23 protein-coding genes are annotated in these 24,735 nt (G+C 72.0%); 8 read left to right on the forward strand and 15 right to left on the reverse strand.

The features are described from left to right. Positions 1-22: 22 nt before the first annotated feature. The 7 genes from U5C87_RS16405 to U5C87_RS16435 form a co-directional block, all read right to left on the reverse strand. Positions 23-886, reverse strand: a complete 864-nt coding sequence (locus tag U5C87_RS16405; protein ID WP_330473579.1) for a hypothetical protein — start codon at positions 884-886, stop codon at positions 23-25. After that, positions 883-1,893, reverse strand: coding sequence for a VWA domain-containing protein (locus U5C87_RS16410; protein WP_330473580.1), 1,011 nt, complete (start codon positions 1,891-1,893; stop codon positions 883-885). The genes U5C87_RS16405 and U5C87_RS16410 overlap by 4 nt, the downstream gene beginning before the upstream one ends. Next, the gene (locus tag U5C87_RS16415) at positions 1,890-2,879 is read right to left on the reverse strand and encodes a VWA domain-containing protein (RefSeq protein WP_330473581.1); all 990 of its coding nucleotides are present in this window, start codon (positions 2,877-2,879) and stop codon (positions 1,890-1,892) included. Before U5C87_RS16415 ends, U5C87_RS16410 begins: the two co-directional genes overlap by 4 nt. Beyond that, positions 2,870-3,352, reverse strand: a complete 483-nt coding sequence (locus tag U5C87_RS16420; RefSeq protein WP_330473582.1) for a hypothetical protein — start codon at positions 3,350-3,352, stop codon at positions 2,870-2,872. The genes U5C87_RS16415 and U5C87_RS16420 overlap by 10 nt, the downstream gene beginning before the upstream one ends. Then, complete coding sequence (locus U5C87_RS16425) at positions 3,339-4,226, reverse strand: DUF58 domain-containing protein (RefSeq protein WP_330473583.1); 888 nt, start codon at positions 4,224-4,226, stop codon at positions 3,339-3,341. Before U5C87_RS16425 ends, U5C87_RS16420 begins: the two co-directional genes overlap by 14 nt. Before the next feature lie 24 nt (positions 4,227-4,250). Beyond that, positions 4,251-5,261: an AAA family ATPase gene (locus U5C87_RS16430; RefSeq protein ID WP_052358264.1), complete on the reverse strand. Its 1,011-nt coding sequence runs from the start codon at positions 5,259-5,261 to the stop codon at positions 4,251-4,253. A gap of 406 nt (positions 5,262-5,667) precedes the next feature. Further along, positions 5,668-7,800: a DNA gyrase/topoisomerase IV subunit B gene (locus U5C87_RS16435; RefSeq protein ID WP_330473584.1), complete on the reverse strand. Its 2,133-nt coding sequence runs from the start codon at positions 7,798-7,800 to the stop codon at positions 5,668-5,670. 351 nt (positions 7,801-8,151) lie between these two features. Between U5C87_RS16435 and U5C87_RS16440 the strand changes: the two genes are divergently transcribed. Both U5C87_RS16440 and U5C87_RS16445 read left to right on the forward strand, forming a co-directional pair. Next, positions 8,152-8,376 (forward strand): DUF7455 domain-containing protein, encoded by a 225-nt coding sequence (locus tag U5C87_RS16440; RefSeq protein WP_030146271.1) that lies wholly within the window; start codon positions 8,152-8,154, stop codon positions 8,374-8,376. A gap of 71 nt (positions 8,377-8,447) precedes the next feature. Next, on the forward strand, positions 8,448-8,936 hold the full coding sequence (locus tag U5C87_RS16445; protein ID WP_330473585.1) for a DUF456 domain-containing protein: 489 nt from the start codon (positions 8,448-8,450) through the stop codon (positions 8,934-8,936). Positions 8,937-9,071: 135 nt separating this feature from the next. On the opposite strand, the gene U5C87_RS16450 is transcribed toward U5C87_RS16445, so the two are convergent. The 6 genes from U5C87_RS16450 to U5C87_RS16475 all read right to left on the reverse strand — a co-directional run bounded on the left by U5C87_RS16450 (position 9,072) and on the right by U5C87_RS16475 (position 16,804). After that, the gene (locus U5C87_RS16450; RefSeq protein WP_030146273.1) at positions 9,072-9,470 is read right to left on the reverse strand and encodes a DUF3040 domain-containing protein; all 399 of its coding nucleotides are present in this window, start codon (positions 9,468-9,470) and stop codon (positions 9,072-9,074) included. A 75-nt stretch (positions 9,471-9,545) separates the two neighbouring features. Further along, complete coding sequence (dinB, locus tag U5C87_RS16455; protein ID WP_330473586.1) at positions 9,546-10,805, reverse strand: DNA polymerase IV; 1,260 nt, start codon at positions 10,803-10,805, stop codon at positions 9,546-9,548. 42 nt (positions 10,806-10,847) lie between these two features. After that, positions 10,848-11,612: a class I SAM-dependent methyltransferase gene (locus U5C87_RS16460; RefSeq protein ID WP_330473587.1), complete on the reverse strand. Its 765-nt coding sequence runs from the start codon at positions 11,610-11,612 to the stop codon at positions 10,848-10,850. Between the two features lie 63 nt (positions 11,613-11,675). Further along, positions 11,676-15,656 (reverse strand): DNA polymerase III subunit alpha, encoded by a 3,981-nt coding sequence (locus U5C87_RS16465; protein ID WP_443082139.1) that lies wholly within the window; start codon positions 15,654-15,656, stop codon positions 11,676-11,678. A 224-nt stretch (positions 15,657-15,880) separates the two neighbouring features. After that, positions 15,881-16,330, reverse strand: coding sequence for an SAV_6107 family HEPN domain-containing protein (locus U5C87_RS16470; protein ID WP_330473589.1), 450 nt, complete (start codon positions 16,328-16,330; stop codon positions 15,881-15,883). Between the two features lie 39 nt (positions 16,331-16,369). Further along, a complete protein-coding gene (locus tag U5C87_RS16475) occupies positions 16,370-16,804 on the reverse strand; it encodes a DUF6504 family protein (protein WP_330476708.1) in 435 nt (144 codons plus the stop codon). Positions 16,805-17,301: 497 nt separating this feature from the next. On the opposite strand from U5C87_RS16475, the gene U5C87_RS16480 reads away from it, so the two are divergent. The 3 genes from U5C87_RS16480 to U5C87_RS16490 all read left to right on the forward strand — a co-directional run bounded on the left by U5C87_RS16480 (position 17,302) and on the right by U5C87_RS16490 (position 18,710). After that, positions 17,302-18,015, forward strand: a complete 714-nt coding sequence (locus tag U5C87_RS16480) for a DUF4126 domain-containing protein (RefSeq protein ID WP_030146279.1) — start codon at positions 17,302-17,304, stop codon at positions 18,013-18,015. A gap of 138 nt (positions 18,016-18,153) precedes the next feature. Beyond that, positions 18,154-18,318, forward strand: a complete 165-nt coding sequence (locus tag U5C87_RS16485) for a hypothetical protein (protein ID WP_330473590.1) — start codon at positions 18,154-18,156, stop codon at positions 18,316-18,318. After that, positions 18,315-18,710, forward strand: coding sequence for a hypothetical protein (locus U5C87_RS16490; protein ID WP_330473591.1), 396 nt, complete (start codon positions 18,315-18,317; stop codon positions 18,708-18,710). Before U5C87_RS16485 ends, U5C87_RS16490 begins: the two co-directional genes overlap by 4 nt. 124 nt (positions 18,711-18,834) lie before the next feature. Here the strand turns inward: U5C87_RS16490 and metF are convergent, their stop codons facing one another. Further along, positions 18,835-19,743: a methylenetetrahydrofolate reductase [NAD(P)H] gene (gene metF / locus U5C87_RS16495; protein ID WP_330473592.1), complete on the reverse strand. Its 909-nt coding sequence runs from the start codon at positions 19,741-19,743 to the stop codon at positions 18,835-18,837. Positions 19,744-19,837: 94 nt separating this feature from the next. On the opposite strand from metF, the gene U5C87_RS16500 reads away from it, so the two are divergent. After that, complete coding sequence (locus U5C87_RS16500; RefSeq protein WP_330473593.1) at positions 19,838-20,944, forward strand: polyprenyl synthetase family protein; 1,107 nt, start codon at positions 19,838-19,840, stop codon at positions 20,942-20,944. 43 nt (positions 20,945-20,987) lie between these two features. Here the strand turns inward: U5C87_RS16500 and U5C87_RS16505 are convergent, their stop codons facing one another. Next, positions 20,988-21,386, reverse strand: coding sequence for an Rv2175c family DNA-binding protein (locus U5C87_RS16505; RefSeq protein WP_330473594.1), 399 nt, complete (start codon positions 21,384-21,386; stop codon positions 20,988-20,990). Between the two features lie 306 nt (positions 21,387-21,692). Here U5C87_RS16505 and U5C87_RS16510 point away from each other — a divergent pair, with 306 nt between their 5' ends. Continuing rightward, the gene (locus U5C87_RS16510; protein ID WP_330473595.1) at positions 21,693-22,658 is read left to right on the forward strand and encodes a lytic transglycosylase; all 966 of its coding nucleotides are present in this window, start codon (positions 21,693-21,695) and stop codon (positions 22,656-22,658) included. Between the two features lie 71 nt (positions 22,659-22,729). After that, complete coding sequence (pknB, locus tag U5C87_RS16515) at positions 22,730-24,727, forward strand: Stk1 family PASTA domain-containing Ser/Thr kinase (RefSeq protein ID WP_330473596.1); 1,998 nt, start codon at positions 22,730-22,732, stop codon at positions 24,725-24,727. Positions 24,728-24,735: the final 8 nt, after the last annotated feature.

Below are 24,735 nucleotides of genomic sequence, written 5' to 3' on the forward strand. Positions count from 1 at the left end.
GCGAGGACGCGCCCTGCCGCGGTCACCACGGCTTGGGGACGGTCTGCGAGCTGTCGCCGGGCACCGTGTCGTCGCCACCCTGCTGCTGTTGCTGCTGGTTGCGCTCGATGGTGTTCTGGCGCTGCTGCTCCTTGAGGTAGTCCTGCTCCTGCTGGCTCGGGGTGTTGCCGGGATCGGGCTGCGGGTCCGCCGGCTGGCTCGGGCCGGGCTGGGGCTGGTCGGGCTGTGGCTCGTCCTTCGGCGGCGCGTCGGCGTTCTTCTGCTCCATCCGCTGCTGGGCCTGCTGCAGCTGGTCGCCCGTCTGGCCGCCCTCCGGCGCCTCGCAGACGGGCGGCCGCTCCTTGGTGATCGTGATGCCCTTGTCGTAGTACTGCTTCCACTCGTCGGTGCGCTCACGGGCCTTGGCGGCGTCGCCGAGGGCCTCGTACGTCAGGCCGAGGTTGACGCGCACCTTGCAGTCGTCGATGCCGCCCTTGGGCACCTGTTCGAAGGCCTGCTCGAACCACGGGCGGGCCAGCTCGAAGTGCCCCGACAGGACGTGGGCGTCACCGATGGCGAAGGGCGAACGGAACTGCTCGACGACGTTGACCCAGCCCTGGCGCTCGCCCCAGAGCAGCGTCCGGGGCTTGTCGCCGGCCTCGTAGGCGTCGAGCGTCTGCGCGTGCACGAGGTTGAGCGAGACGAGGCGCGCGGCCACGAGGACGAGCAGGACGACGACCGGCGCGGAGGCGAGCAGCAGACGGCGGCGACGACGGCGCAGGTGGGGCGGCAGGGGCCGGCGGCCACGGCGGCGCAGACGCAGACGCCCGCGGACGCCCGTCGCGGCGACGCCGTCACTGTCGGCCGCCGTGTCGGCCCGGGCCGAGCGGTCGTCGAGCAGGGTCATGCGCTCGTCTCCTTCCGGCGACGGGTCTGGACCAGGGCCGTGATCCCGGCCCCGAGCTCCCAGGCGGCGATGCCGGCCACCCCGATGAGCAGCGGCCAGTACAGCTCGCGCCGGGCCATGACCTTCTGCTTCTCGATCTGCTCGCTCGTGCCGAACCGCTCGAGGTCGATGCCGTCGACGGCCGGCCCGATCGCGTCACCGGCCTCGCGGTGGACGTAGCGAAGGCCCAGCTGGTCGCCGATGGTGCGCAGGGTGTCCTCGCTGACGACCGAGCGCGCGTCCTCGCCCGTGGCGGGGTCCTTGATGTAGTCGCTGCTCGTGTCGAACCGCGAGCGCGTGGCCTTCATCCGGCCGCCCTCGGTCGTGCCGTAGCCGAGCACGGCGCCGCCGTTGATGAGCCGCTTGTCGATGTCGAAGGGCGCCGGTGGGTCGGCAGCCGTCTGCTCGCCGTCGCCGAGGTAGAAGACGACCCGCCCACGCTCCGGGGTGCGGGCGTCGGCCTGCTGGAGCAGCGTCTTGAGCCGGGCGTCCGCCTCGGTCACCGAGGAGCCGCGCGAGACCTCGTAGGACTCCGGCAGCAGCGTCTGCACCGCCGCGTCGAGCGCCGTCGTGTCGGTCGTGAGCGGCAGGCGCACGCGCGCCTCCTGGTCGAACGTCACGACGGAATAGCGAGCTCCGGGCAGGGCGGCCGCGATGGCCGAGATGTCGGATGAGACCCCTTCGATGCGCGGCCTGCCGTCGCCGTAGTCCTCGGCGATGATGCTGCTCGTCGTGTCGACGACGAAGTAGACGTTGAGGTTGGCGGCGCTCGTGTCGACCTGCTCGCCCGGGACGGCAGGGCGCAGAGCAGCCGCGCCGAGCAGCAGCACCGCGGCGGTGAGCCGCCAGTGGGTGGCCCGCGACTCCCCCGGCAGCGAGCGCGACGACGGGTTCCACCACACCGCTGCCAGCGCAGCGACGATGAGGACGAGCAGGACCGGCCACGGGCCGACGGGGAGCAGGCTCACGACGCCCACCGCCTCGTCGCGCCGATGACGCCGACGAGGCCCAGCCCGGCCAGCGTGATCGGCAGGGTCGGGTTGTCGGAGTAGAGCGAGCGCGAGGCCGCGTCGATGAGCGTCGCCTCCTGGGCCTGCACGGAGTCCACGATGCCCTTGATCGCCGACTGGTCGCTCATGGCGTAGTAGCGCCCACCCGTGCCGGTGACGATCTCGCGCATGTCGGTGGCCTCCTGGTCGGCGCCGTCCTCCTCGGGGTTGAGCCCGTAGACGCGGACCCCCTTGGCCTTGGCGAGGGCGCCCGCCTCGTCGACGTCGATGATGGGACGTCCGGCGAGGTGGTTGTCGGTCGCGAACACGAGCGAGCGCGCCCGTTGGAGGTCGACCTTGTCGAAGCTCGAGACGCACGTCGCGAGCCCGTCCCCGATGAGCGAGGTGCCGCGGCCGTTGAAGGTGCCCGCGAAGAAGGAGTCGTATGCCGGGTCGCCGGTGAGCGCACGCGCCGCCGAGTCGAGCTCGTCGTTGATGAAGTCGTAGTCGTCGGTGAGGGGGAAGACCGTCGCGGCCGAGCTGTTGAAGATGACGAGGCCGATGCGCTCTCCCTGGAAGCTCTTGACGAGCGTCTTGAACGTCGAGACCAGCGTCGCGTCGTAGGCGGCCATCGAACCCGAGATGTCGAGGCACAGCATGATGTCGCGACTGCGGGTCTGCGGACGGTCGACGGTCGTGTCGAGCGGACGCGCCGCGCCCACCAGCGCCGCGCCCCCGAGGAGCACGGCGCTCGCGGCGAGCATCGCCATCCGGACCCGGTGGCGACGCAGCGCCCTGCGGAACTCGGGCAGCTCGGTCAGCGCGCTCGAGTTGGCGACCGCGGCCGACGCGCGAGCCTGCCGGCGCGACATGAGGCGGTACACGGCATACGCGATCACGACCGCGAGCAGCGTGCCGACGGCGAGGACTCCCGGCCACTTGAGGTCCGGTCCGTTCAGCTCCATCGGGCCACCACCTGCTTCGCGACCGTGCCGGCGCCGGTGAGCGTCGCGGTCTCGCGCGGCCCGAACTCGCCCGGGTAGAGCGTGCCGACGACCTCGGACACCGGCGTGAGCCGCGAACCCTTCGCGTTGAGCTCTGTCAACGTCATGGTCGGCGCGTCGATGCCGGAGACCTCCTGGACGAAGTGACGCACGAGGACGCTGAGCTGCTGGTGCGCCCGGCGCTGGCTGATCTCCTCGGCGGCCGCGCGGGCGAGGACGAGGTCGATCTGGCGCGTGTAGTCCGCACGCAGCCGCGTCAGCCGGTCCGGCGCGACGCGCGGCGGCACGACGACCTTGCGCTCCCGGGTCGACCACCAGACCCAGGCGTACCAGGCGGCGACGAGCGCGAGGATGCCGATGCCGATCCACAGCCACCGGGCGGCATACGGGTCGGGGGCGTAGAAGCCCGGCGGCGGCGCGTCAGCGACGGGCACGGCGCTGCCTCTCGAGCAGGGCGAAGACCGTGGCCACGACCTCGTCGGACGAGCCGACGCGGGCGTGGTTGATGCCGCGGCGGTCAAGCAGTGCGGCGGTGCGCTGCACGCGCTCGGTGACGGATGCGGCGTACGCCGTGCGCACCCGTGGGTCCAGGCGCACGAGGGTCGGGAGCGTGTAGGTGTCGGCGACGTCGTAGGCCGTCCGGTCGCCGGTCAGGGCAGTGGGGTCCGCGTCCTCGACGGTGATCCACAGGATCTCGTGCTGCACGTGCAGCCGGCGCAGCAGCTCGTCGAGCGTCGGGTCGAGCTCCTTGTCGTCGGCCACGACCAGGAGCACGAGGCGGCGCCGGACGTGCCGGACGATCCAGCGCAGCTGTGTCGCGAGGTTGCTCTGGTCGCCGTCGAGGACCGTCGCGGCGTCGACGGCACGCAGCAACAGCTCGAGATGGGCCTCCGACCCGCGCAGGTCGTGGGCGACGGTCGTCGCCGCCGTGCCCCGGACGAGCCCCACGAGATCACCGTGACGCTGGGCGAGGTAGCCCACGAGCCCCGCCGCCGCGATGGCGACCGACTTCTTCGGCTCGCCGCTCCGGGTCGTGGCCGCCATGCCGCGACCGGTGTCGATGACAAGCATGAGGTTCTGCTTGCGCGTCGCGACGTAGCGCTTGACGAGCGGGGCCTGGTGGCGCGCCGTCGCGCGCCAGTCGATGTCGCGCACCTCGTCCCCGGGGACATAGTCGCGCAGGTCGTCGTAGTCGAGGCTTCGGCCGTGGAAGACCGAGGCGTACTCCCCCTCGAGCAGGCTGCGTGACTTGCGGTGCGCGTGGACGAAGAGCTTGCTCTTCACCCGCGTCAGCAGCGTCGTCGTCATGTCGCGTCCTCGTCCGGCTCCCGGTCAGGGAGTGCGGATCCCGTTGACCATCGCGTCGATGATGCTCTCCACGGCCACCTCGTCGGCGGCCGCCTCGAAGCCGAGCGTCACGCGGTGCCGGAGCACCCGGTGCGTCAGGGCCTTGACGTCGTCGGGCACGACGTGGTTGCGCCCGTCGATGAGGGCACGGGCGCGAGCGGCGCTCGTGAACGCGATGCTCGCGCGGGGGCTGGCCCCGAAGTCGACGTAGCCGGCGAGGCGCGGCTCGATGTAGTCGCGCGGGTGCCTCGTCACGTAGCCGATGCCGACGACGTAGTTGACGATCGCGGGGTCGATGTAGACACGGCCCACCAGGGCCTGGAGGCGCTTGACGTCGGCGACGGAGACGACGGGCTCGGACGCCGTGACGAAGACGCCGGAGTCGATGCGTCGCAGCACCTCTGCCTCCTCCGCCGGGGACGGGTAGTCCAGGACGTCCTTGAGCATGAAGCGGTCCATCTGCGCCTCGGGCAGCGGGTAGGTGCCCTCCTGCTCGATGGGGTTCTGGGTGGCCAGCACGAGGAAGGGGTCGGGCAGCGCGTAGCTCTTGTCGCCGATGGAGGTCTGCCGCTCCTGCATCGCCTCGAGCATCGCGGACTGGGTCTTCGCGCTGCTGCGGTTGATCTCGTCGAGGAGCACGAAGTTGGCGTGCACCGGCCCCAGCTGGGTCTCGAAGGTGCCCGAGTGCTGGTTGTAGACCTGCGTGCCGACGATGTCGCTCGGGAGGAGGTCAGGCGTGCACTGGATGCGGTGGAACCGGCCGCCGACGGCCTGGGCGATGGTCTGCGCCGCGGTCGTCTTGGCGAGGCCGGGGACGCTCTCGAGCAGGACGTGCCCGCCGGTCAGCAGGGCGATGAGGAGCGTCTCCTGCAGCCGTGCCTGGCCGACGACCTTGGACGCGAACGCCGTCGAGATGGCCTCGACGGTCTCGCCGGCCCAGTGCAGCTCGTCCGGGGTCAGGTAGCGCGCCGGTGCCGGGGCCGTGCGGTCGGGCACCGTGTCGATGCCGGCGACGGCCACGTCGTCGTCCGGCGCCTCGGGCGACCCGGAGAGCCGGCTGGGCTCCTCGGGGACGACGGCGTCGTCCGGGACCGAGCCGGGCAGACGCACCGTGAAGGTCTCACCGTCGACACCGTGCTGGTCGTGACCGTCGTGGCCGAGACCGTCGTGGCCGACACCGTCCTGCCCGAGACCGTCCTGCTCAGCGGCGCCTGCGGACGCGCCGGTCTGCTCGTCGGCGACCGACTCCTCGGCATTGACGTTGCCCACCATCGATTCCCCTTCTCGACGCGTACCGGCGGAGGGAGTCGCGCCGGCAGGACACATCGTAAGCACGCCAGGCTGTGCCGCGCCGACGCTCCCCACACCCCACCGACACTCGGAAGGGGTCGAACGGTTCCGCTCAGGCGTCGATGCGCTCGCGGTCGACCTCGGCGGCGGACTCGATGATGAAGTCCTTGCGAGGCGCCACCTCGTTGCCCATGAGCAGCTCGAAGACGCGCTCGGCGGCCTCGAGGTCACGCATGGTGACCTTGCGCAGGGTGCGGTGGCGCGGGTCCATCGTCGTGTCGGCGAGCTGGTCGGCGTCCATCTCGCCGAGGCCCTTGTAGCGCTGCATGGGCTGCTTGATCTTCTTGCCCGACTTCTCGAGACGGGCGAGCGTGCGGCGCATCTCCGGCTCGTTGAAGGTGTAGATCAGCTCGTTCTTCTTCGCCCCGGCGTTGATCACCTCGAGCCGGTGCAGCGGCGGCATCGCCGCGTAGACGCGTCCGGCGTCGACGAGGGGACGCATGTAGCGGAAGAAGAGCGTCAGCAGCAGGGTGCGGATGTGGGCGCCGTCGACGTCGGCGTCGGTCATGATGATGACCTTGCCGTAGCGGGCGGAGGCGAGGTCGAAGCTCCGACCCGAGCCGGCCCCGATGACCTGGATGATCGAGGCGCACTCGGCGTTCTTGAGCATGTCCGACACGGACGCCTTCTGGACGTTGAGGATCTTGCCGCGGATCGGCAGCAGCGCCTGGAACTCGGAGTTGCGCGCCTCCTTGGCGGTGCCCATCGCCGAGTCTCCCTCGACGATGAACAGCTCGGAGCGCTCGACGTCGGTCGTGCGGCAGTCGCGCAGCTTCGAGGGCAGCGTGGAGCTCTCGAGGGCGTTCTTGCGGCGCTGGGTCTCCTTGTGCAGCCGCGCGCTGATGCGCGACTTCATCTCGGACACGACCTTCTCGAGCAGCAGGGCCGACTGGGCCTTGTCGCCTCGCTTGGTCGATGTGAGGCGCTCGGTCAGCTCCTGCTCGACGACCTTGGCGACGATGGCGCGCACGGCGTTGGTGCCGAGCACCTCCTTGGTCTGGCCCTCGAACTGCGGCTCGGCGAGGCGCACCGTGACGACCGCGGTCATGCCGGCGAGGATGTCGTCCTTCTCCGGCTTGTCGTTGCCGGCCTTGAGCCGGCGCGAGTTGACCTCGATCTGCTTGCGGAAGACCTTGACGATGGACTGCTCGAAGCCGGTGACGTGCGTGCCGCCCTTGGGCGTGGTGATGATGTTGACGAAGGACTGGACCTTCGTGTCGTAGCCCTGGCCCCACCGCAGGGCGACCTCGACGCCGCACTCGCGCTCGAGCTCGGTCGGGGTCATGTGGCCGTTGACGTCGAGGACCGGGACCGTCTCGGTGAAGGTGCCGGAGCCCTCGAGGCGCCAGACGTCGGTGATCGGAGTGTCGGGCGCGAGGAACTCGACGAAGTCGGTGATGCCGCCGTCGTGCTGGAAGACCTCCTCGATGGGGCCCTCCTCGCCGGGGGTGCCCTTGAGGCGGCGCTCGTCACGGATGACGAGACGCAGGCCCGGGACGAGGAAGGAGGTCTGGCGGGCGCGGCCGAGGATGGCGTCGTAGTCGAGCTCGGCGTCCTTGAGGAAGATCTGGCGGTCCGGCCAGAAGCGCACGCGCGAGCCGGTGACGCCGCGCTTGGCCTTGCCGACGACCGGCAGGGCGCTCTTCTTCTCGTAGGGCGTGAACTCGGAGTCCGGGGAGTGCACCGGCCCGCGGTCGGTGAAGGTGCCGGGCTCGCCGCGGCGGAAGCTCATGCCGTACGTCTTGCCGGCGCGGTCGACCTCGACGTCGAGACGGGCGGAGAGGGCGTTGACGACGGAGGCGCCGACACCGTGGAGGCCACCCGTGGCGGCATACGACGCGCCGCCGAACTTGCCGCCCGCGTGCAGCTTGGTGAAGACGACCTCGACGCCGGACAGGCCGGTGCGCGGCTCGATGTCGACGGGGATGCCGCGACCGTTGTCGCGCACCTCGATGGAGCCGTCGCCGCTGAGGATCACCTCAATGCCGGTGCAGACGCCGGCCAGGGCCTCGTCGACGGCGTTGTCGATGATCTCCCAGAGGCAGTGCATGAGACCGCGCTGGTCGGTCGAGCCGATGTACATGCCGGGACGCTTGCGCACGGCCTCGAGGCCCTCGAGGACCTGGAGGTGGCGCGCGGTGTAGTCGCCGTTGCCGGAGGGAGCAGGACGGGAGGCGGAGGCCACGGTGTGTCGATCTCTTTCGGTCGGGAGCCGCCAGCGGTCGGGCTGTGGAGGGCTGGCAGGGGAAGCCTAGCCACCGCCGCCGACGGCCACCCGGAGGCTCGCTGGCGCCGGGCTCGAGCCGGCTCGGCCATCCGCATCAGGGGGCGGCGGCGAATCACCGACACGTAACGATGTTGGTGCGACGGGCGTCTCATGGACCGAGCCTCATCGTCGGGAAGGATTCGACGTGATTCACTGTTGGAACGTCCGCGAGGCACGAGAGGTCCACCCGATGGACCGCTTCGAGCGTCGTAGGTACATGGCAGGGTTTCCCTCCGGGGAACCCCCGAGGGAGGAAAGAGGCGAAATACGATGACGACAGCACTGGCACCCGAACTGACTGCTGCTGACCGCTGCGACCGATGTGGGGCTCAGGCCTACATCCGCGCCCGCCTCGTTTCCGGCGGAGAGCTGCTCTTCTGCGCGCACCACGGACGGGAGCACCTCCCGGCGCTGAAGGACAAGGCTCTCGACATCCGCGACGAGACGGACCGACTCAGCGAGATCCCGGGCTCTGCTCCCGTGGACGAACGCTGAGCACCAGGCGATCTTCCGACCCGGCCCTTTCCTGACCTCCTCCTGACTCGAACGCTGCCGACGACTGCCCTGTGATCACCGCGACGAACGTCCTCGTTCTGCTCGTGATGGTCGTGGGCACCGTCGGCATCGTCGTCCCGGTGCTCCCGGGACTCATCGTGGTCTGGGGGGCGACGCTCGTATGGGCGTTCGAGCGTCAGGACGGGCCGGGTTGGCTCGTTCTCGGGCTGGCCACGGTGTTGTATGCCGTGGGCCTCGTCGCGAAGTACGTCCTCCCCGGGCGCCGGATGAAGACCGCGGGCGTCGACGGCGCGATCGTCGCCGTCGCACTGGCGGTGGCCGTGGTGGGCTTCTTCGTCGTCCCGGTGGTCGGAGCCCCGCTCGGCTTCGTGCTCGCGGTCTACGTCCTCGAGCGCGTCAAGCACCGTGAGCACGCTGCAGCCCGGCGCGCCACCACGCACGCGATCCGGGCCGTGATGCTCAACATCGGCATCGAGCTCGGGACCGCCTTCGCGATCATCGCGACGTGGGGCGTGGCCGTCTACGTCACCCGCCCCTGACCCGAAACCACCCGAGCAACCCCCCAGGGCACAACACCCCAGGGCACACGCACGCGCGGACAACGAGAAGGACCCCGACGACAGGTCGTCGGGGTCCTTCTCGTTGTCAGTGTGAGTCAGGGTGAGGGCCGGTCGTCACCACTGGTCGCGGCGACGCTTCTCCCAGCGTTCCTCGAGGCGCTCCATGAACGTGCCCTGCTTGGGGGCGCTCGCCTTGACCTTGCCCTGCCGGGGCTTGGTCGTGCCGTCGCTGTTCACGGCCGCGAGCTTGGTCTTCGACGGCGTGATGGCGTAGACGATTCCGGCGACCATGATGGCGAAGCCACCGGCGCCGAGCCAGATGTTGCTGCTCATCGCGGAGAACACGACCAGCGCGAGGCCTGCCACCCCGGCGACGACGCCCACGACGACGCGCCCACGGCCGAGGCCGCGTGACTTCGTCTTCTCGATGCGCGACGCGAATCGAGGGTCTTCGGCGTAGAGGGCTTCCTCCATCTGCTGGAGGAGTGCTTCCTCGTGTTCCGAGAGTGCCACCCGGCACCTCCCATGGTGCGAAATCGACTGTGCCCGAATCGTATGTCGGAAACGGCCGACACGGACTTCTTTCCCTCAGGATAAGTCGCGCCGCTCACGTTGGGAACCCGAGGGTCGGTCAGGCATGAGTGACGCTGGACGCACCGATCCGGCACCGAAGCGCGCACTGGCCCGGTCGACGGCCCGGTCGGCCTCACGCCACCCGTGCTCGGGCTCGTCGAGGGTGGCCTGGATGGGCGCGACGGACGACGGCACGAGGCCCTCGAGCCGGACGCCGACGAGCCGGATCCGCGCCCGCTGGAGGCCGAGGCGGTCGTAGAGCTCGCGCGCCGTGGCGAAGATGTCGCGCGAGACGTCGGTGTGGTGGCGCAGCGTCTTGGCCCGGGTGATCGTCGTGAAGTCGGAGAAGCGGACCTTGATCGAGACCGTGCGTCCCGTCATCCCCGCCGACCTCGCCCGCGCGGCGGTGCGGTCGGCGAGGCGCAGCAGCTCACGGTGGATGCGGACCGGGTCGTCGATGTCGTGGGCGAAGGTCTCGTCGGCTCCGATCGACTTCTCGCGCCGCTCGGGCACGACGGAGCGCGGGTCGCGTCCCCACGCGAGGTCGTGCAGGCTGCGGCCGGCCACGTCGCCGAGGGCCCGCTGGAGGGTCTCGAGGGGCGTGTGGGCGAGGTCGGCGACCGTGCGCAGGCCGAGGCGGTGCAGGTGCTCCTCGGTCTTGTCACCGACGCCCCAGATCGCACCGACCGGCAGCTGGTGCAGGAACGAGACGACCTCCTCGCGGGGCACGACGATGAGCCCGTCGGGCTTGGCGAGGGTGGAGGCGAGCTTGGCGACGAACTTCGTCGAGGCCACCCCGACCGAGCAGGTGATGCCCTGCTCGTCGGCGATGGTGTCGCGCAGCTGCTCGGCGATCTGCGTGGGACGTCCGAGTCGGCGTACGGCCCCCGACACGTCGAGGAAGGCCTCGTCGAGCGAGAGGGGCTCGACGCTGTCGGTGATCGTGGCGAAGGTCGCCATGACGGCCTCGGAGATCGCGGCGTAGCGGCGGTGGTCGGGCTCGATGATGACCGCCTGGGGGCACAGTCGCTGGGCCCGGGCCATCGGCATGGCCGAGGTGACGCCGAAGGCGCGCGCCTCGTAGGTCGCCGAGAGCACGACGGAGCGGCCGCTCGCCCCGCCGATGATGACCGGGCGTCCCCGCAGCTCGGGGCGCGAGATGAGCGAGGCGGACGCGTAGAAGGCGTCCATGTCGACGTGCAGGACCGTGCAGCCGGTGTCGTCCGGCGGCTCGGCGTTGCCGCGGGTCGGCGCGGTGAACTGGCGGCGGCTCATCGTCGGCCCGCCGGACGGGTCGACGTGCTCACCCGGGCGCGGTCAGTCGCGACGGGCGACGACGTGGAGGGCACTGCCGAGGGTGCGGAGGAACTCGCGCCCGGGACCGGAGACGAGCAGCTCGTCGAGCTCGGCCAGGGCGACACGGTCCGCCTCGGAGTCGATGAGCGAGGCCGGCACGAGGTGGCCGAGGATGTTGGTGCCCCGGACCCGGACGTCGGTGAAACCGGCGCCGGCGAGCAGGGACTCGAGCTGCTCGACGTCGAAGCGGCGCGGCAGCGGGTCGGTGCTCCCCCAGCGGCCCGATGGGTCGACGAGGGCAGCCCTGGCCTGGCCGAACTCTCCCGCGATGGCCTTGGCGAAGACGACGGACAGCCGGCCCGAGACGAGTAGCGACAGGACGCCGCCCTTGCCGAGGGCCTCAGCGATCGCGTGGAGCGTGGCTGCAGGGTCGTCGACGAACTCGAGCGTGCCGTGGCAGCAGGCGAGGTCGACGTGACGACCGGCCAGGACGGAGCCCAGGGAGTCTCCGTCGCCCTGGACGGCGGTGACACGGCCCTCGATGCCGGCCTCGCGGGCCCGTCGGGCAAGCGAGGCGAGCGCGTCGGGGCTGGGGTCGACGACGGTGACGTGGTGGCCGGCCTCGGCGAGCGGGACGGCGACTCCACCGGTGCCACCGCCGAGGTCGAGCACCTCGAGCGGACGGCCGAGGTGGGTGCTGCACTCGTCGGCGATGCGGCCCACGGCCGAGACGACGGCCGACGGCCGGACCCCTCCACGTCGCTGGGGGCGCTGCTCGTCGGGCACGGGATCCTCCGTCTGGGAACGTGGTACGCGTGGTGCTGCGTGGGCTTCGTGTGCGTCCTCACCCTAGTGCCCCGAGCTTCCCGGGCTCGCGTGCCACAGCTTGCGTGGCGGACCGCCCACGGTGTCGGAGGGCACGAGCCCGCTCGTGCCCCGCGGACCCCTGACGTCCTCGCCCGCCGGCTTGATGTCGGCGTACGGGGACTGCTTGAACCCGGACGCGTGGACGAGCACCCGCCGACCCTCGGGCCCCTCGCCGACCCCGGCCGGTGACCCGTCGGCTCCGGCGAGCGCGGTCGCCCGGTCCCAGGCAGCGCGGTCGGCGGCGTCGAGCGCGTCACGCACGGCGGTGATCCCGCCGGAGGTCCACGCGTCCTGCAGCGCCGAGAGCTCCCACGCACCGGTCGCCCGGATCGACACGCCGCGCGGGCCGGTGCGCCGCACGACCCCGCGGCAGAGCAGCAGCCACGAGTGGAAGACGGTCGCGGCATACGGGCCCTGGACGTCCTCGAAGAAGGTGAGGTCGGACGGGCCGGTGGCGTCGTCGAGGGTGAGGAAGACCACCCGGCGCCCGGTGCGGATCGGCGGGGTCTGGGTGGCGACCTTGACCCCGGCCACGAGGACCTCGCGCCCGCTGCGCCCGGCGAGGAGGTCACGCGCCCGGGTGACGCCGAGCGCGTCGAGCAGCGGACGGTAGAAGTCGACGACGTGCCCGCTGGCGTCGAGCCCGAGCACCTCGAGCTCGGCCCGGACCTGCTCGGGACCGGTCATCTCGGGCAGTCCGCTCGTCGCGGAGAGGCGCGGGGTGTCGCCGAGGTCGAGCGTCAGCTGCGTCGCGAGGTGTTCGGGCGCCCCGGCGGAGGCTTGGGACTGCGCGGCGGCGAGGGCCCTGATGTCGCCGGTGGCCGAGACCGACGTGACCCGTCCCCGCGTCGAGCCAGACCGGTTCGCGGCCGAGACCCGGGAGCCGGACCGGCGCGACGAGCGCTGGGAGGACGACCACCGGTCGAGCTCGGCGACGTGGAGCAGCAGGTCGCGCCGGGTGACCCGGCCACGACGTCCGAGACCGCCCCGGGACCGGCCCACGACGCCGGTCCCGCTCTCGTCGAGACGGGACGGGCCACCGAGGTCGATGTCGTGCAGCGCGTCGAACCCACCTGCGAGCACGAGCTTCTCGGCGACGGGTCGCGACACGTGGGCACGCTGCCAGAAGTCGGCGAGGCTCGAGTAGGGCTGGCCGGCGACGATCTGCGCGACCTCGGCCTCGCTGATGCCGTGGACGTCGGCGAGCGAGAGGCGGATGGCCTCGCCGCCGTCGTCGGTGCGCTCGAAGCGGTAGGCGCCGGTCGAGACGTTGACGTCGAGGCCGAGGATCGCGATGCCGAAGGTGCGGGCGTCGTCGAGGATGAGCCGCTTGGGATACATCCCGGGGTCGTGGGTGAGCACCCCGGAGAGGAAGGCGGCCGGGTGGTGCGTCTTGAGCCACGCCGACTGGTAGGTCGGCAGCGCGAACGCTGCTGCATGGGCCTTGCAGAAGCCGAACGAGGCGAAGGCCTTGAGCACCTCCCAGATCTTGTCGGCGACGTCGGGGGCGTAGCCGCGGTCGCGGGCCGCAGGCCGCCACCACGCCTCGATGCGCTTCTGGCCGTCGGGGGTGCCGAGCGCCCGGCGCACCTCGTCGGCCTGGGCGAGGGTCACGCCGGTCGTCTCGGCGACGATCATCAGCACCTGCTCGTGGAAGACGACGACGCCCTCGGTCTCCTCGAGCGCCGGCACGAGAGTCGGGTGGAGGTAGGAGGGGTCCTTCCACCCCTGCCGGGCGTTGAGGAACGGGATGATCATGTCGCTCTTGACCGGCCCGGGCCGGAAGAGCGAGATGTCGATGATGAGGTCCTCGAAGGTGCGCGGGCCGAACTTACCGATGAGCTCGCGCTGGCCCGGGCTCTCGATCTGGAAGCAGCCGAGGGTCTTGGTCGACCGGACGAGCTCGAAGGTCGGCTCGTCGTCGAAGGGCACCTGCGACTCGTCGTCGAGGTCGACGTGGTCGCCGTCGACCCGCTCGACCTCGGCCACGGCGTGGGCCATCGCCGACTGCATGCGGATGCCGAGGACGTCGAGCTTGAGCAGCCCCATCTCCTCGACGTCGTCCTTGTCGAACTGGCTCATCGGGAAGCCGAGCCAGCTCGCCTCGACCGGGGTGCGGTCGAGCAGGACGGAGTCGGAGAGCACGACCCCGCACGGGTGCAGCGCGATGTGCCGCGGCAGCCCATCGAGCCGCTCGACGATGTCGAACATCAGCTGCAGCCGCGGCACGTCGAGGCCGCTGGCCCGCAGCTCGGGCAGCTCGGCGAGCGCGTGGCGCACGTTGCGGGCCGCGATGTGCGGGAAGGCCTTGGCCATGGCGTCGATCTCGGGCGGCGGCAGACCCAGCGCCGCGCCGGCGTCGCGGATCGCGTGGCGCACCCGGTAGGTGTCCATCATCGAGACGCAGGTGACGCGGTCGCCGCCGAAGTGGTCGAGGATGCGCTCGTAGATCTCGGTGCGCCGGGCCGACTCGACGTCGATGTCGATGTCGGGCAGCTCGGCCCGCAGCGGCGAGCAGAAGCGCTCCATGAGCAGGCCGTGCCGCATCGGGTCGACGCCGGAGATGCCGAGGAGGTAGTTGACGAGCGAGCCCGCGCCGGACCCGCGGGCCGCGACCCGGACCCCCATCTCGCGGATGAGGTCGCACACCTGGGCGACGGTGAGGAAGTAGGTCGCGTAGCCGAGGGTCTCGATGACCCCGAGCTCGTCCTCGAGCCGGTCGCTGACGGCGACGAGCTCGCTCTCGGTGCGGCCCGGGTAGCGGGCCGGGATGGACTCGCGGCAGCGGCGTGCGAGGACGCGGTGCGGGTTGGTGCCGGGCCGGATGCCGAGCACCCCCGGCTCGGGCAGGTGCACCGAGCCGATGCCGAGGTCGGCCCGTGGGTCCTGGACGCACTCGGCGGCGAGCGCCGTGGTGCGGGCGAGCAGCTCGCGCGCCTGCTCGCGGGCGAGCGCCCCACCGCCGACGAGACCGGGTCCGGAGACCTGGACGACGTCGAGGGCGAGCGCGTGCATGAGGGGCGTCGGTGACAGGTGCCCGGCCGTCGTGACGCGGTCGAGGTGGCGCGCGTCGAGGGCGACGAGCCGGCGGGCGGCGTCGAGGACGTCGACGATGGCGGCGTCCTGCGGGTCGGTGTGGCGCACCGCTGCCGTGATGACGCTCGGCACGCCGACCTCGCGGGCGAGCGCGAGCATGCGGGCTGCCTGGCCGAGGCTGCCGGGCTGGTGCTCGGGACCGCCGTGGCACACGACCTCTACGACGACGGCGCCGCGCGGGAGCAGGGCCACCCAGCGCTCGAGGGCCGACCGCGCACGGTCGCGCCTCTTGGCGAGCACCGCGCGACCGACGTCGGAGTCGGGACCGAGGAGCACGACGAGACGGGAGGGCCTACCGTCCGCCACCGATGGCGTATGCCGTCCGCCGGGCTCGATGCGTCGACCGGCCGCCGCCGTGGGCGACGTGGTGGGCGACGTGGTGGGCGACGTGGTGGGCGACGTGGTGGGCGACGTGGTGGGCGACGTGGTGGGCGAGGTGGCGGGCGAGGGCGTGGGAGACGTCGCGAACGCGCCGGCGTGCTCGGCGACGAGGCTCGCGGTCGTGACGGGGTTGCCGCGTTCGCCGCGCAGGTGTGTCGCGGTGACGAGGCGGCAGAGCGCCGCCCATCCCTCGCCCGGAGCGAGACCGGTGCTGCTGCCGCGGGCCAACACGGTGACGCGAGGCAGTCGTGGGTCGACGAGCGCGCCACCGCGGACCGGGGTGCGGACAGGCCGGTGGCGCTCGGGCTGCTCGGGCCCGACGGCGAGGTCGACCCCGAGGATCGGGGCGACGTCGTGCTCCATGCAGGCACGGACGAACTTGACCGCCCCGTAGAGGCCGTCGCGGTCGGTCAGGGCGAGAGCGGGCTGCCCGAACGCGGCCGCGCGCTCGACGAGCTGGTGGGGTTTGGCCGTGCCGTAGCGCATGGAGTAGCCGGAGGCGACGTGCAGGTGCACGAAGCTCTCGGCCGTGCCGCCGACAGCGCCGGCAGCGCCGGCCGCGCCGGCCGCGCCGGCCGCGCCGGCCGCACGGCTCGGCGCGCTGGTGAGGCGACTCGCGAAGGAGCCGGTCGTGCTGGCCGTCGTGCTGGCCGTCGTGCTGGCCGTCGTCGTGGTGGGAGTCGTCATGCTGGGTGTTGTCATGCTCGTCGTCACCCTCCGGTCGCCCGGCCCCTCGAGACGGGCGTGATCGACTGCGGCAGCGGGACCGTCAGGGGGATCCCGAGCAGGTCCTGGACGATCTCCAGGAACATCTCGGCCTGGCGCAGCAGGTCGTCGGCCTCGCGCGCGCTGAGGTGGCCGCCGCGGTCGATGACCGACTGGTGGGCCGAGCAGGCGGCGAAGAAGGCGGCCCACTCCCCCAGCTCGGGCGCGACGCCGGGCAGCACCTGCCAGACGCTGCGGGGCCGCGCTCGTGGGGTCGGGGCGGTGCGGGCCGCGACGATGGCTGCCGCGGCGCGCAGGGCACCGAGGTGGGCGTCGCGGTAGCGCTCGGACGCCTCGCTGGTGCGGCAGGCGGACTCGAGCGTCGTGCGGGCCCGTTCGAGCAGGTCGAGCACGGCGACCGAGATGGGTGGGCGGCGCAAGTGGGCGGTGGTCACGGTGGTCTCCTCTTCTTCCGGACGTGTTGACGGGTGGTCTCAGTCGGCGACCCGGACGAGCGACCAGTGGTCGCCGCGCGGGAGCTCGTCGTGGGCGAGGTCGTAGACCCCGGGGGCGAACGACCAGCCCGGGCTCGCCTCGACCCGCCAGACGTGCTGCTCGCTCGCGGCGGCGACGAGCGTCTCGCCGGGACGCACCTGCGCCTCGTCGGCGTCGAGCGCGTCGCGCCACCACGCCCGTCGTTCGCGCCAATGCGCGAGGACGCCGCGCACGACGTAGAGACGACCACGCCAGATGAAGGCCTCGGGCGACACCCCGGAAGCCTCGCCTCCTGGAGGCTGCCGGGACACCCCGGACTGCTCCTGCTCCCGCACTCTCACCTGCACGGAGTCACTGAACCTGCGCACCACGACACGTCTCCCTCGGACCCGTCGAGGCCGGACATCACGACCCGAACCACCCGCGCCCCACACGAGCGGTCCGACAACCAACCGACGACTGAACTGACATCTTTATTCGAACACCTGTTCGATACGACAACCCTAACCCCCGCCGCCGACACCGTGTCAAGAACGGCGTGGACGCGCCCGGAACCCCGGCGAGACGACCCTGGGAGCCGCTCCGCGCGACGCGGCTCCACGGGCAGGGCCAACCCGCACGGTCCACGCACATGGCACGAAACGGGCGGATCTGAGTACGTGTGCTCAGGTCCGCCCGTCGCCCCCACCGGCAGGGTGGAGCCGCGGGTTCGGTCCGCGAACGGAGGGGTGCAGGGGTCCCGTCCGCTCACGGATCGGGCCCGTTCCGCTGTCCGCCCACTGTCCGCCCACTGTCCGCCGCACCCGCAGCGCGCCCCGTTGCGCGACCTCCGGGAATGCGGGAGCGTCAGGGACGTTGGACCTGTGCTCGGCCGTCCGGCCCGGCAGCAGACGCACCGGCGCACCCGCCGGCGCACGACCGAAGGAGTGTCGTGGGCGCCGAGCTCATCCCCATGGCCTTCACCACCGGGTGGGGCAGCGGAATCAACGCGTATGCGGTCGTGCTCGTCCTCGGGCTCGCCGACAAGATCTTCAACCTCAGCCAGATCCCCAACGCCCTGGCGCGCACCGACGTGCTCATCGGCGCCGGCATCCTCTTCGCGGTCGAGATGCTCGCCGACAAGATCCCCTACGTCGACTCCGTCTGGGACTCGGTGCACACGGTCGTCAGGCCGGCGGTCGGGGCCACCATCGGCTACCTCATCGGCCACGACACGGCCAGCCTCGACGCGGCGATCGGCGCCGCGACCGGTGGCGTCACCGCCCTCATCTCGCACGGCATCAAGGCCGGCCTGCGCGCGGCCGTCAACACCTCCCCCGAGCCGGCGAGCAACGTCCTCGTCAGCACCACCGAGGACGTCACGGTCACCGGTGTCACGGCCCTGGCCATCGCCCACCCGTGGTGGGCTGCGGCGATCGCGCTGGTCCTGCTCCTGCTCGGGGCGTTCCTCGTCTACAAGGTGGCCGGCCGCATCCGCCGCTACAAGCGCCGCTACGACGCGTGGGGCGAACGCGTGGGCATCGCCGTGCCGTCCGGACGCCGAGGGCAGGACGCGCCGACCGGGCCGCCTCCACCGCCGCTCACACCTCCGTCGCCACCCCGAGCCGACGAACGGCTCGAGCAACCCTTCGACCAGGAGACCTGACGCCCTCGGCCTGACCGGGCTCACAGGTCGACCCCGGTCTCACAGGACCTCCCCACCCCGACGAGGGGGTCGGCACAGGGCCGCCACCGACGGTGGACACAGCTGGCACGAGGCCAGCCCATCGAAGGAGTGGAACGCATGAAGCACAAGACCATCGCGCTGGCCGGGGCCGGCATCGTGGCCGCGTCGGCGCTCGCGCTCGGCGGGGCAGCCCTCGCGAGCGCGGACGAGACGGGCAGCACCGGCACCGCGACGAGCGGCGCCTACGGACAGGTCGGAGAGCGTGCCGGGGCCCGGGCATGAACGGCAACGGCAACACCGACCCGAGCAAGCCCATGCGCTCGGACGAGAAGCTGCTCACGGGCGACACCGCAGCCAAGGTGACGGCGGCCGCCAAGGCCAAGGAGCCGACGGCGACGATCGAGCGCGTCGAGACCGACTCGGACGGCGTCTACGAGGCCCACATGGTGCGGGCCGACGGCACCCGCATCACCGTGCAGGTGGACGCGTCCTTCACCGTCACGGCGGTCCAGGAGGGCGGCCCCGGCGGGTCGGGCGGGCCCGGCGGCCGGGGTGGCGACCACGACGGCGACGGCCCGCAGGGGCAGCCGGGCCAGTCGGGCCAGCAGTCCCAGCAAGGCGAGGTGCCCGCGTCCCCGAACGGCACGGCGACGACCACGCCCTCGAGCACCTGAGCAGCGCGCCTGAGCACCTGAGCAGCGCGCCTGAGCACCTGAGCAGCCCAGGCACGCAACACCCGACCGGACGGCCGGCCCTTCCCTGGGGGCCGGTCGTCCTCGGCTCTCACCCTGCCTCGGGTCAGAGGTTGCCGAAGACCTCGAGCGTCGCCGACGAGCGGTTCATCGTGATGAAGTGGATGCCCGGTGCGCCCTCGTCGAGCAGGCGTCGCGAGGACTCCGTCGCGATGGCCATCCCCTCGGCGCGCACGCCGGCGGCGTCGTCGCCGTGGCGCTCGAGGCGCTCGGTGACCGACGTCGGCATCGGCTGGCCGGCGAGCTGGGCCATGCGCACCACCTGACGGGCGTTGGTGATCGGCATGATCGCCGGGACCACCGGCAGCCGGGAGCCGCGTCGCGCCAGCTCGTCGCGCAGCCGGAGGTAGTTGTCGACGTCGAAGACCATCTGCGTGATGGCGAACTCCGCGCCCGCGCGCTCCTTGCGCACGAGGGTCTCGGCGTCCTCGCTGATGTCGCCCGACTCGGGGTGACCGTCGGGGAAGGCCGCGACGCCCACGGTGAAGTCACCGAGGCTGCGCACGAGGGAGACCAGCTCGTCGGCGTGGTCGAGGCCCTCGGGGTGGGCGACCCACGGCTGCCCGAGGCCGCCCTGCGGGTCACCGCGCAGGGCCAGGATGTTGCGGACCCCGGCGGCGGCATACGACCCGACGATGCCGCGCAGCTCGGCGACGGAGTGGCCGACGCACGTCAGGTGCGCCATCGGCGTCAGCGACGTCTCCTCGAGCACCCGCTGGGTCAGGCGCACCGTGCGGTCGCGGGTGCCTCCCCCGGCGCCGTAGGTGATCGACACGAAGCTCGGGGACACCTTCTCGAGACGGCGGATGGCGTCCCAGAGCTGCGCCTCGGACGCGTCGTCCTTGGGCGGGAAGAACTCGAAGCTGAAGGTCGGGGTGTCGGCCTCGATCATCGCCGGGATGGACCGCGTGAACCGCTCCGCCCGCGCCATCGAGGATGCCGTGCCGTGTGCCATGCCGCACACCCTAGGCCGAGCGCGTCCACGGTGCGTGGGCTGTTCACGGGGCGGCCGGCGCGCCGCGTAGGCTGACCACGATTCCCGCGACTCGATGGAGGACCCCGTGCAGACCCCCACCGACCTCGACGTGCTGCGCCGTCGGGTGCAGCAGGCGATCGACGGGCAGATCGCCGGGGCCACGCAGTCGCTGGCCGCCATCGGCGAGGAGACCGCTCCGCTCGTGTCGGCCGTGTCCGGCCTGCTGACCGGCGGCAAGGGCCTGCGCGCCGGCTTCCTCTACTGGGGCTACCGCGCCGCCGGCGGCGCCGACTCCGACGCGCTCGTGCGCCTCGCGGCGAGCATGGAGTTCTTCCAGGGCGCGGCGCTGCTCCACGACGACGTCATGGACCGCAGCGACATCCGACGCGGTATGCCGTCCGCGCACCGTGCCGTCGCCTCGCTGCACCAGCAGCGTGGCTGGGCGGGCGACGCCGACCGGTTCGGCGAGGGCACCGCGATCCTCGCCGGTGACCTGTGCCTGACCTGGTGCGACGAGCTGTATGCCACGTGCGGGCTGCCCGGCGAGGAGCTCGCCCGCGGTCGTCAGCTCTTCGACTCCATGCGCACGCAGCTGATGGGCGGCCAGTTCCTCGACCTGCTCGAGTCGGCCCGCGGCTGGGACGGCCTCGATCTCGAGGCCCGGATCGCCTCGGCTCGCAAGGTGATCCGCTTCAAGAGCGCGAAGTACACCATCGAGCACCCGCTGCTGATCGGCGCCCTCGTCGGTGGCGCGCCCGACGGCTCGCTCGCGCCGCTCTCCGACTACGGACTCGCGCTCGGCGAGGCGTTCCAGCTGCGCGACGACCTGCTCGGCGTCTTCGGCGACCCCGAGGCCACCGGCAAGCCCGCGGGTGACGACCTGCGCGAGGGCAAGCGCACCGTCCTCGTCGCCCACGCGCTCGACGCGGCGTCCGACGCGCAGCGCGAGGTCGTCGAGAGCCTCCTGGGCCGTGACGACCTCGACCTCGGCGGCGTCGAGTCGATCCGTCAGGTGCTCGTCGACACGGGCGCCGTCGAGCGCGTCGAGAGCCTCATCACGGTGCTGGCCGACGAGTCCGTCCGGGCCGTCGACCGGGCGCGCGCGACCGGCTCCTACGACGCGTCGGCGCTCGACGTGCTCGAGGCGCTCGTGGCGGTCTCGACGGCCCGCCGGTCCTGACGGCCGCGCCACACGGCATACGCGGGGGGGTGCCGGCGTCACCTCAGAGGGCGAGCTCCTGCGCACGGCGGCGGACCTCGGTCTTGAAGCCGGCGAGCATCGCGTCGATGGGCGCGCCCTCGACGGGCAGCGTCGCGTCAGGGGTGTGGAGCCACTCGATGATCTCCTCGTCGTCCATGCCCCCGTCGGCGAGGACGGTGAAGGTGCCTCGCAGCTCGGGGCGCGGGCCGGCCTCGTCGAGGAACTTCGCGGGGATCGCGGTGACCCGGCGCTCGCCGATGCGGGCAGCCAGGACCTCGCGGTCGGCGATGAACTGACGCACGCGCGACAGGGGCGCGCCGATCCGCTCGGCGGCGTCGGGCACGGTCAGCCACTCCCCGACGAGGGACTCGAGGTCGCGGCTGGTGGACTCGTCGGACTGAGGTGCAGGGGTCTCGCTCACGGGGCAAGAGTCTGCCACCGTCGGCGCGCTCCCCGTGCACCCGGCGGGGCGAGGCCGAGCGAGCTGGGTCCGGAGCACGAATTACACTGGTGTATTTAAACTTTAGTGCTCAATTGTGCGCTATCGTCACAGGCGCCACTCCGTTCACAAAAGCCCCACGAGCACGAAGAGCACCTTGCACGACCCTGCACCACCGCACACCTCCCGCAGGTCTCTGCGGGAGGCGGACCATCGCCGAACCCGACGCCCCTTCCGAACGCCCCTCCACGAACTCAGCTCGGGCCCCAGGAAAGGACTCCACAGCCCATGCCCTTCGCCGACGTCGCCGCGCTCGCGCTGCCTGCCCATGCCGCTGTCGCCCCCGTGGCCACGACTCCGTGGAAGACCGTGACGGTCCGTCCCGGTGACACCCTGTGGCACCTCGCGATCGCGCACCGCACGACCGTCCACGCCATCGTCGAGAAGAACCGGCTCACCCGCGGCGGCGCCCTGATCATGCCCGGGCAGAAGCTGCTCGTCCCCGGCCGCGCCTCCGGCCCGACCAAGGCGCCCAAGCCCGGCCCGGTCACGCCGACGCGTCCGACGAGCTCGGCCCCGAAGCCGTCGGCCGGCGACACGACCTACGTCGTGCGCTCCGGCGACACGATGAGCGACATCGCGCAGCGCTACGGCGTCTCCCTGACGAAGCTGCTGGCCGCCAACAGGATGAGCAGCACGACCATCATCTTCGTCGGCCAGAAGATCACCGTCCCGGGCACCGGGTCCGCGGCCTCGCCGAGCACGCCGTCCCCCGCGCCGACTCCCCCGCCGGGCTACCAGTACCCGAGCAAGACGGCCCAGGCGGTCGCCGAGAGCAAGGCGAAGCTCGCCGCCATGACCGTGCCCACCCGTGCGCAGACCCAGGCGATGATCAGCGCGACGGCGACCCGGCACGGCGTGGACCCCAAGCTGGCGCTCGCCATCGGATGGCTCGAGTCCGGCTGGTACCAGCGTGCCGTGTCCTACACCAACGCCGTGGGCGTCATGCAGCTGATGCCGGTCTCGCAGACGTGGGCCTCGCAGCTCGCGGGCCGCTCGCTCGACCGCTTCGACACGCAGGACAACATCACCGGAGGCGTCCTCATCATCCGCGCCCTCCAGGCCAGCGCCGACTCGCGCGAGCAGGCCATCGCCGGCTACTACCAGGGCCTCTACTCGGTCCGCACCAAGGGCATGTACGAGGACACCAAGCGCTACGTCGCGAGCGTGCTGGCCGTCTACAACCGCCTCTGAGGGCGTCCTGTGCAGGCCCGCCGCGGCTGGCCTGCACAGGATGCACGGCATCAGCCCGTAAACTTCGCGTCGTGACGTCCAGCGTGGCGGACGCCCTCGTCGGTCGGGTGATCGACGGCCGGTACCGCATCCTCTCCCACCTCGCAGACGGAGGCATGGCCTCCGTCTACGTTGCGCTGGACGGACGCCTCGACCGGGAGGTGGCGCTGAAGATCATGCGCCCCGGCCTCGCCACCGACGACGTCTTCGTCGAGCGGTTCCGGGCCGAGGCGCGCTCGGCGGCACGCCTGAGCCACCCCAACGTCGTGGCCGTCTACGACCAGGGCGAGGACGACGGCGAGGTCTTCCTCGCGATGGAGCTCGTCGAGGGCAAGACCCTGCGGGACGTCATCCACGAGGAGGCCCCGCTCACCGCTCGCGAGTCGCTCGCGATCCTCGAGCCGATCCTGCTCGCCCTGCGCGCCGCCCACGCGGCCGGGATGATCCACCGCGACGTCAAGCCCGAGAACGTCATCGTCCGGCGCGACGGCGAGGTCAAGGTCGCCGACTTCGGGCTGGCCCGCGCGATCACCAACCAAGCCGCGACGAGCCAGACCGGCGTCCTGCTGGGCACCGTCTCCTACCTCTCGCCCGAGCAGGTCGAGCGGGGGGTCGCCGACACCCGCAGCGACGTGTACGCCGCTGGCCTGCTGCTCTTCGAGATGCTCACCGGGCGCAAGGCCGTCACCGGCGGCACCCCGATCCAGATCGCGTACAACCACGTGCACGGCTCGATCGTCGCGCCGTCGACGCTCGTGCCCGGCGTCCCCGAGGTGCTCGACGACCTCGTCGCCCGCGCGACCGCCGTCGAGCCCGACGACCGCTTCGAGTCCGCCACGACCTTCGTGACCGCGTTGCGCGAGGTCCGGCGCGGCCTGTCGGCCGGCGAGCTCGACCGGCGCGCCACCGCCGTCGGCACCGATCCAGCCGGCACCGCGGTGCTGGCACCCGTCTCCTCGACGACGCAGCTCTCCCCCACCGACCGTCCTCGCCGCTCCGAGGCAGCCGGATCCCCCGAGCGCCACCGGACCCGTCCCCACGACATGGGCCCCGCGGCCCTCGCCGGCCTGCCGGTCCACGAGGACGGACCGGCCCTCGAGCACACCGCGGCCATGCCGATCGAGCGACGCCGTCGCCGCGGTGCGCGCCGACGGTGGCCGCTCTGGCTCGCCGGTCTCCTCCTCGTGGGCGGGGTCTCGTTCGGCGGCTGGTGGTTCACGGCCGGCCCGGGTGGCTCGACGCTCGTCCCCGCCGTCGTGGGGCAGCCGGTGTCGCAGGCCGAGGGCGAGCTGCAGCAGGCCGCCCTCTCCACGGAGCTCGTCGAGGAGTTCTCCGAGACCAAGGCGCAGGGTGTGGTGCTGAGCGTCGAGCCCGGCGCGGGCAGCGAGCTCGGCAAGGACTCCACGGTGCGCCTCGTCGTCAGCAAGGGCAAGGAGCGCTACGCCGTCCCGACCCTCGTCGGGTCCAAGGTCGGCGAGACCGGCGCCGCCCTGTCGCCGCTGAACCTACGCCTCGGCGAGAGGTCGCAGGCCTGGAGCGAGACGGTCCCCGAGGGGGTCGTGATCTCCCAGGACCCCGCCGCGGGCGAGTCCGTCAAGCGCAACACCGCCGTCTCCGTCGTCGTCTCCAAGGGACGCCGGCCGATCGAGGTCCCCACCGTCACGGGCGCGACCTTCGACGCCGCCTCGGCCACCCTGACGAAGGCCGGGCTGACGGTACAGCGCGGCGAGGACGTCAACAGCGACACCGTGCCTGCGGGGCAGGTCGTCTCGCAGTCACCTGACAAGGGCACGCTCCACCGGGGCGACGCGGTCAAGCTCGTCGTGTCCAAGGGCCCCGTCATGGTGCAGGTGCCCAACGTCGTCGACCAGCCGGACGCGGCCGCCGACAAGGCGCTGACCGACCTCGGCCTCAAGGTCGACAAGCAGTACCCCTTCGGCGACCTCTTCGAGAAGAAGGTCCGTGCCCAGGACCCGGCCGCCGGCACGTCGGTGCCGAAGGGCACGACGATCCACCTGACGATCGTCTGAGGCGCCCG

Origin of the sequence: Terrabacter sp. C0L_2 (assembly GCF_036352015.1) — a bacterium.
Lineage (GTDB): Bacteria > Actinomycetota > Actinomycetes > Actinomycetales > Dermatophilaceae > Terrabacter > Terrabacter tumescens.

Excerpts from the sequence above, each read along its gene's own strand:
- U5C87_RS16405 (WP_330473579.1), bottom strand. The coding sequence starts at position 886 with ATGACCCTGCTCGACGACCGCTCGGCCCGGGCCGACACGGCGGCCGAC.
- U5C87_RS16415 (WP_330473581.1), bottom strand. The coding sequence starts at position 2,879 with ATGGAGCTGAACGGACCGGACCTCAAGTGGCCGGGAGTCCTCGCCGTC.
- U5C87_RS16425 (WP_330473583.1), bottom strand. The coding sequence starts at position 4,226 with ATGACGACGACGCTGCTGACGCGGGTGAAGAGCAAGCTCTTCGTCCAC.
- U5C87_RS16440 (WP_030146271.1), top strand. The coding sequence starts at position 8,152 with ATGACGACAGCACTGGCACCCGAACTGACTGCTGCTGACCGCTGCGAC.
- dinB (WP_330473586.1), bottom strand. The coding sequence starts at position 10,805 with ATGAGCCGCCGCCAGTTCACCGCGCCGACCCGCGGCAACGCCGAGCCG.
- U5C87_RS16465 (WP_443082139.1), bottom strand. The coding sequence starts at position 15,656 with ATGCGCTACGGCACGGCCAAACCCCACCAGCTCGTCGAGCGCGCGGCC.
- U5C87_RS16485 (WP_330473590.1), top strand. The coding sequence starts at position 18,154 with ATGAAGCACAAGACCATCGCGCTGGCCGGGGCCGGCATCGTGGCCGCG.
- U5C87_RS16490 (WP_330473591.1), top strand. The coding sequence starts at position 18,315 with ATGAACGGCAACGGCAACACCGACCCGAGCAAGCCCATGCGCTCGGAC.
- metF (WP_330473592.1), bottom strand. The coding sequence starts at position 19,743 with ATGGCACACGGCACGGCATCCTCGATGGCGCGGGCGGAGCGGTTCACG.
- U5C87_RS16500 (WP_330473593.1), top strand. The coding sequence starts at position 19,838 with ATGGAGGACCCCGTGCAGACCCCCACCGACCTCGACGTGCTGCGCCGT.
- U5C87_RS16510 (WP_330473595.1), top strand. The coding sequence starts at position 21,693 with ATGCCCTTCGCCGACGTCGCCGCGCTCGCGCTGCCTGCCCATGCCGCT.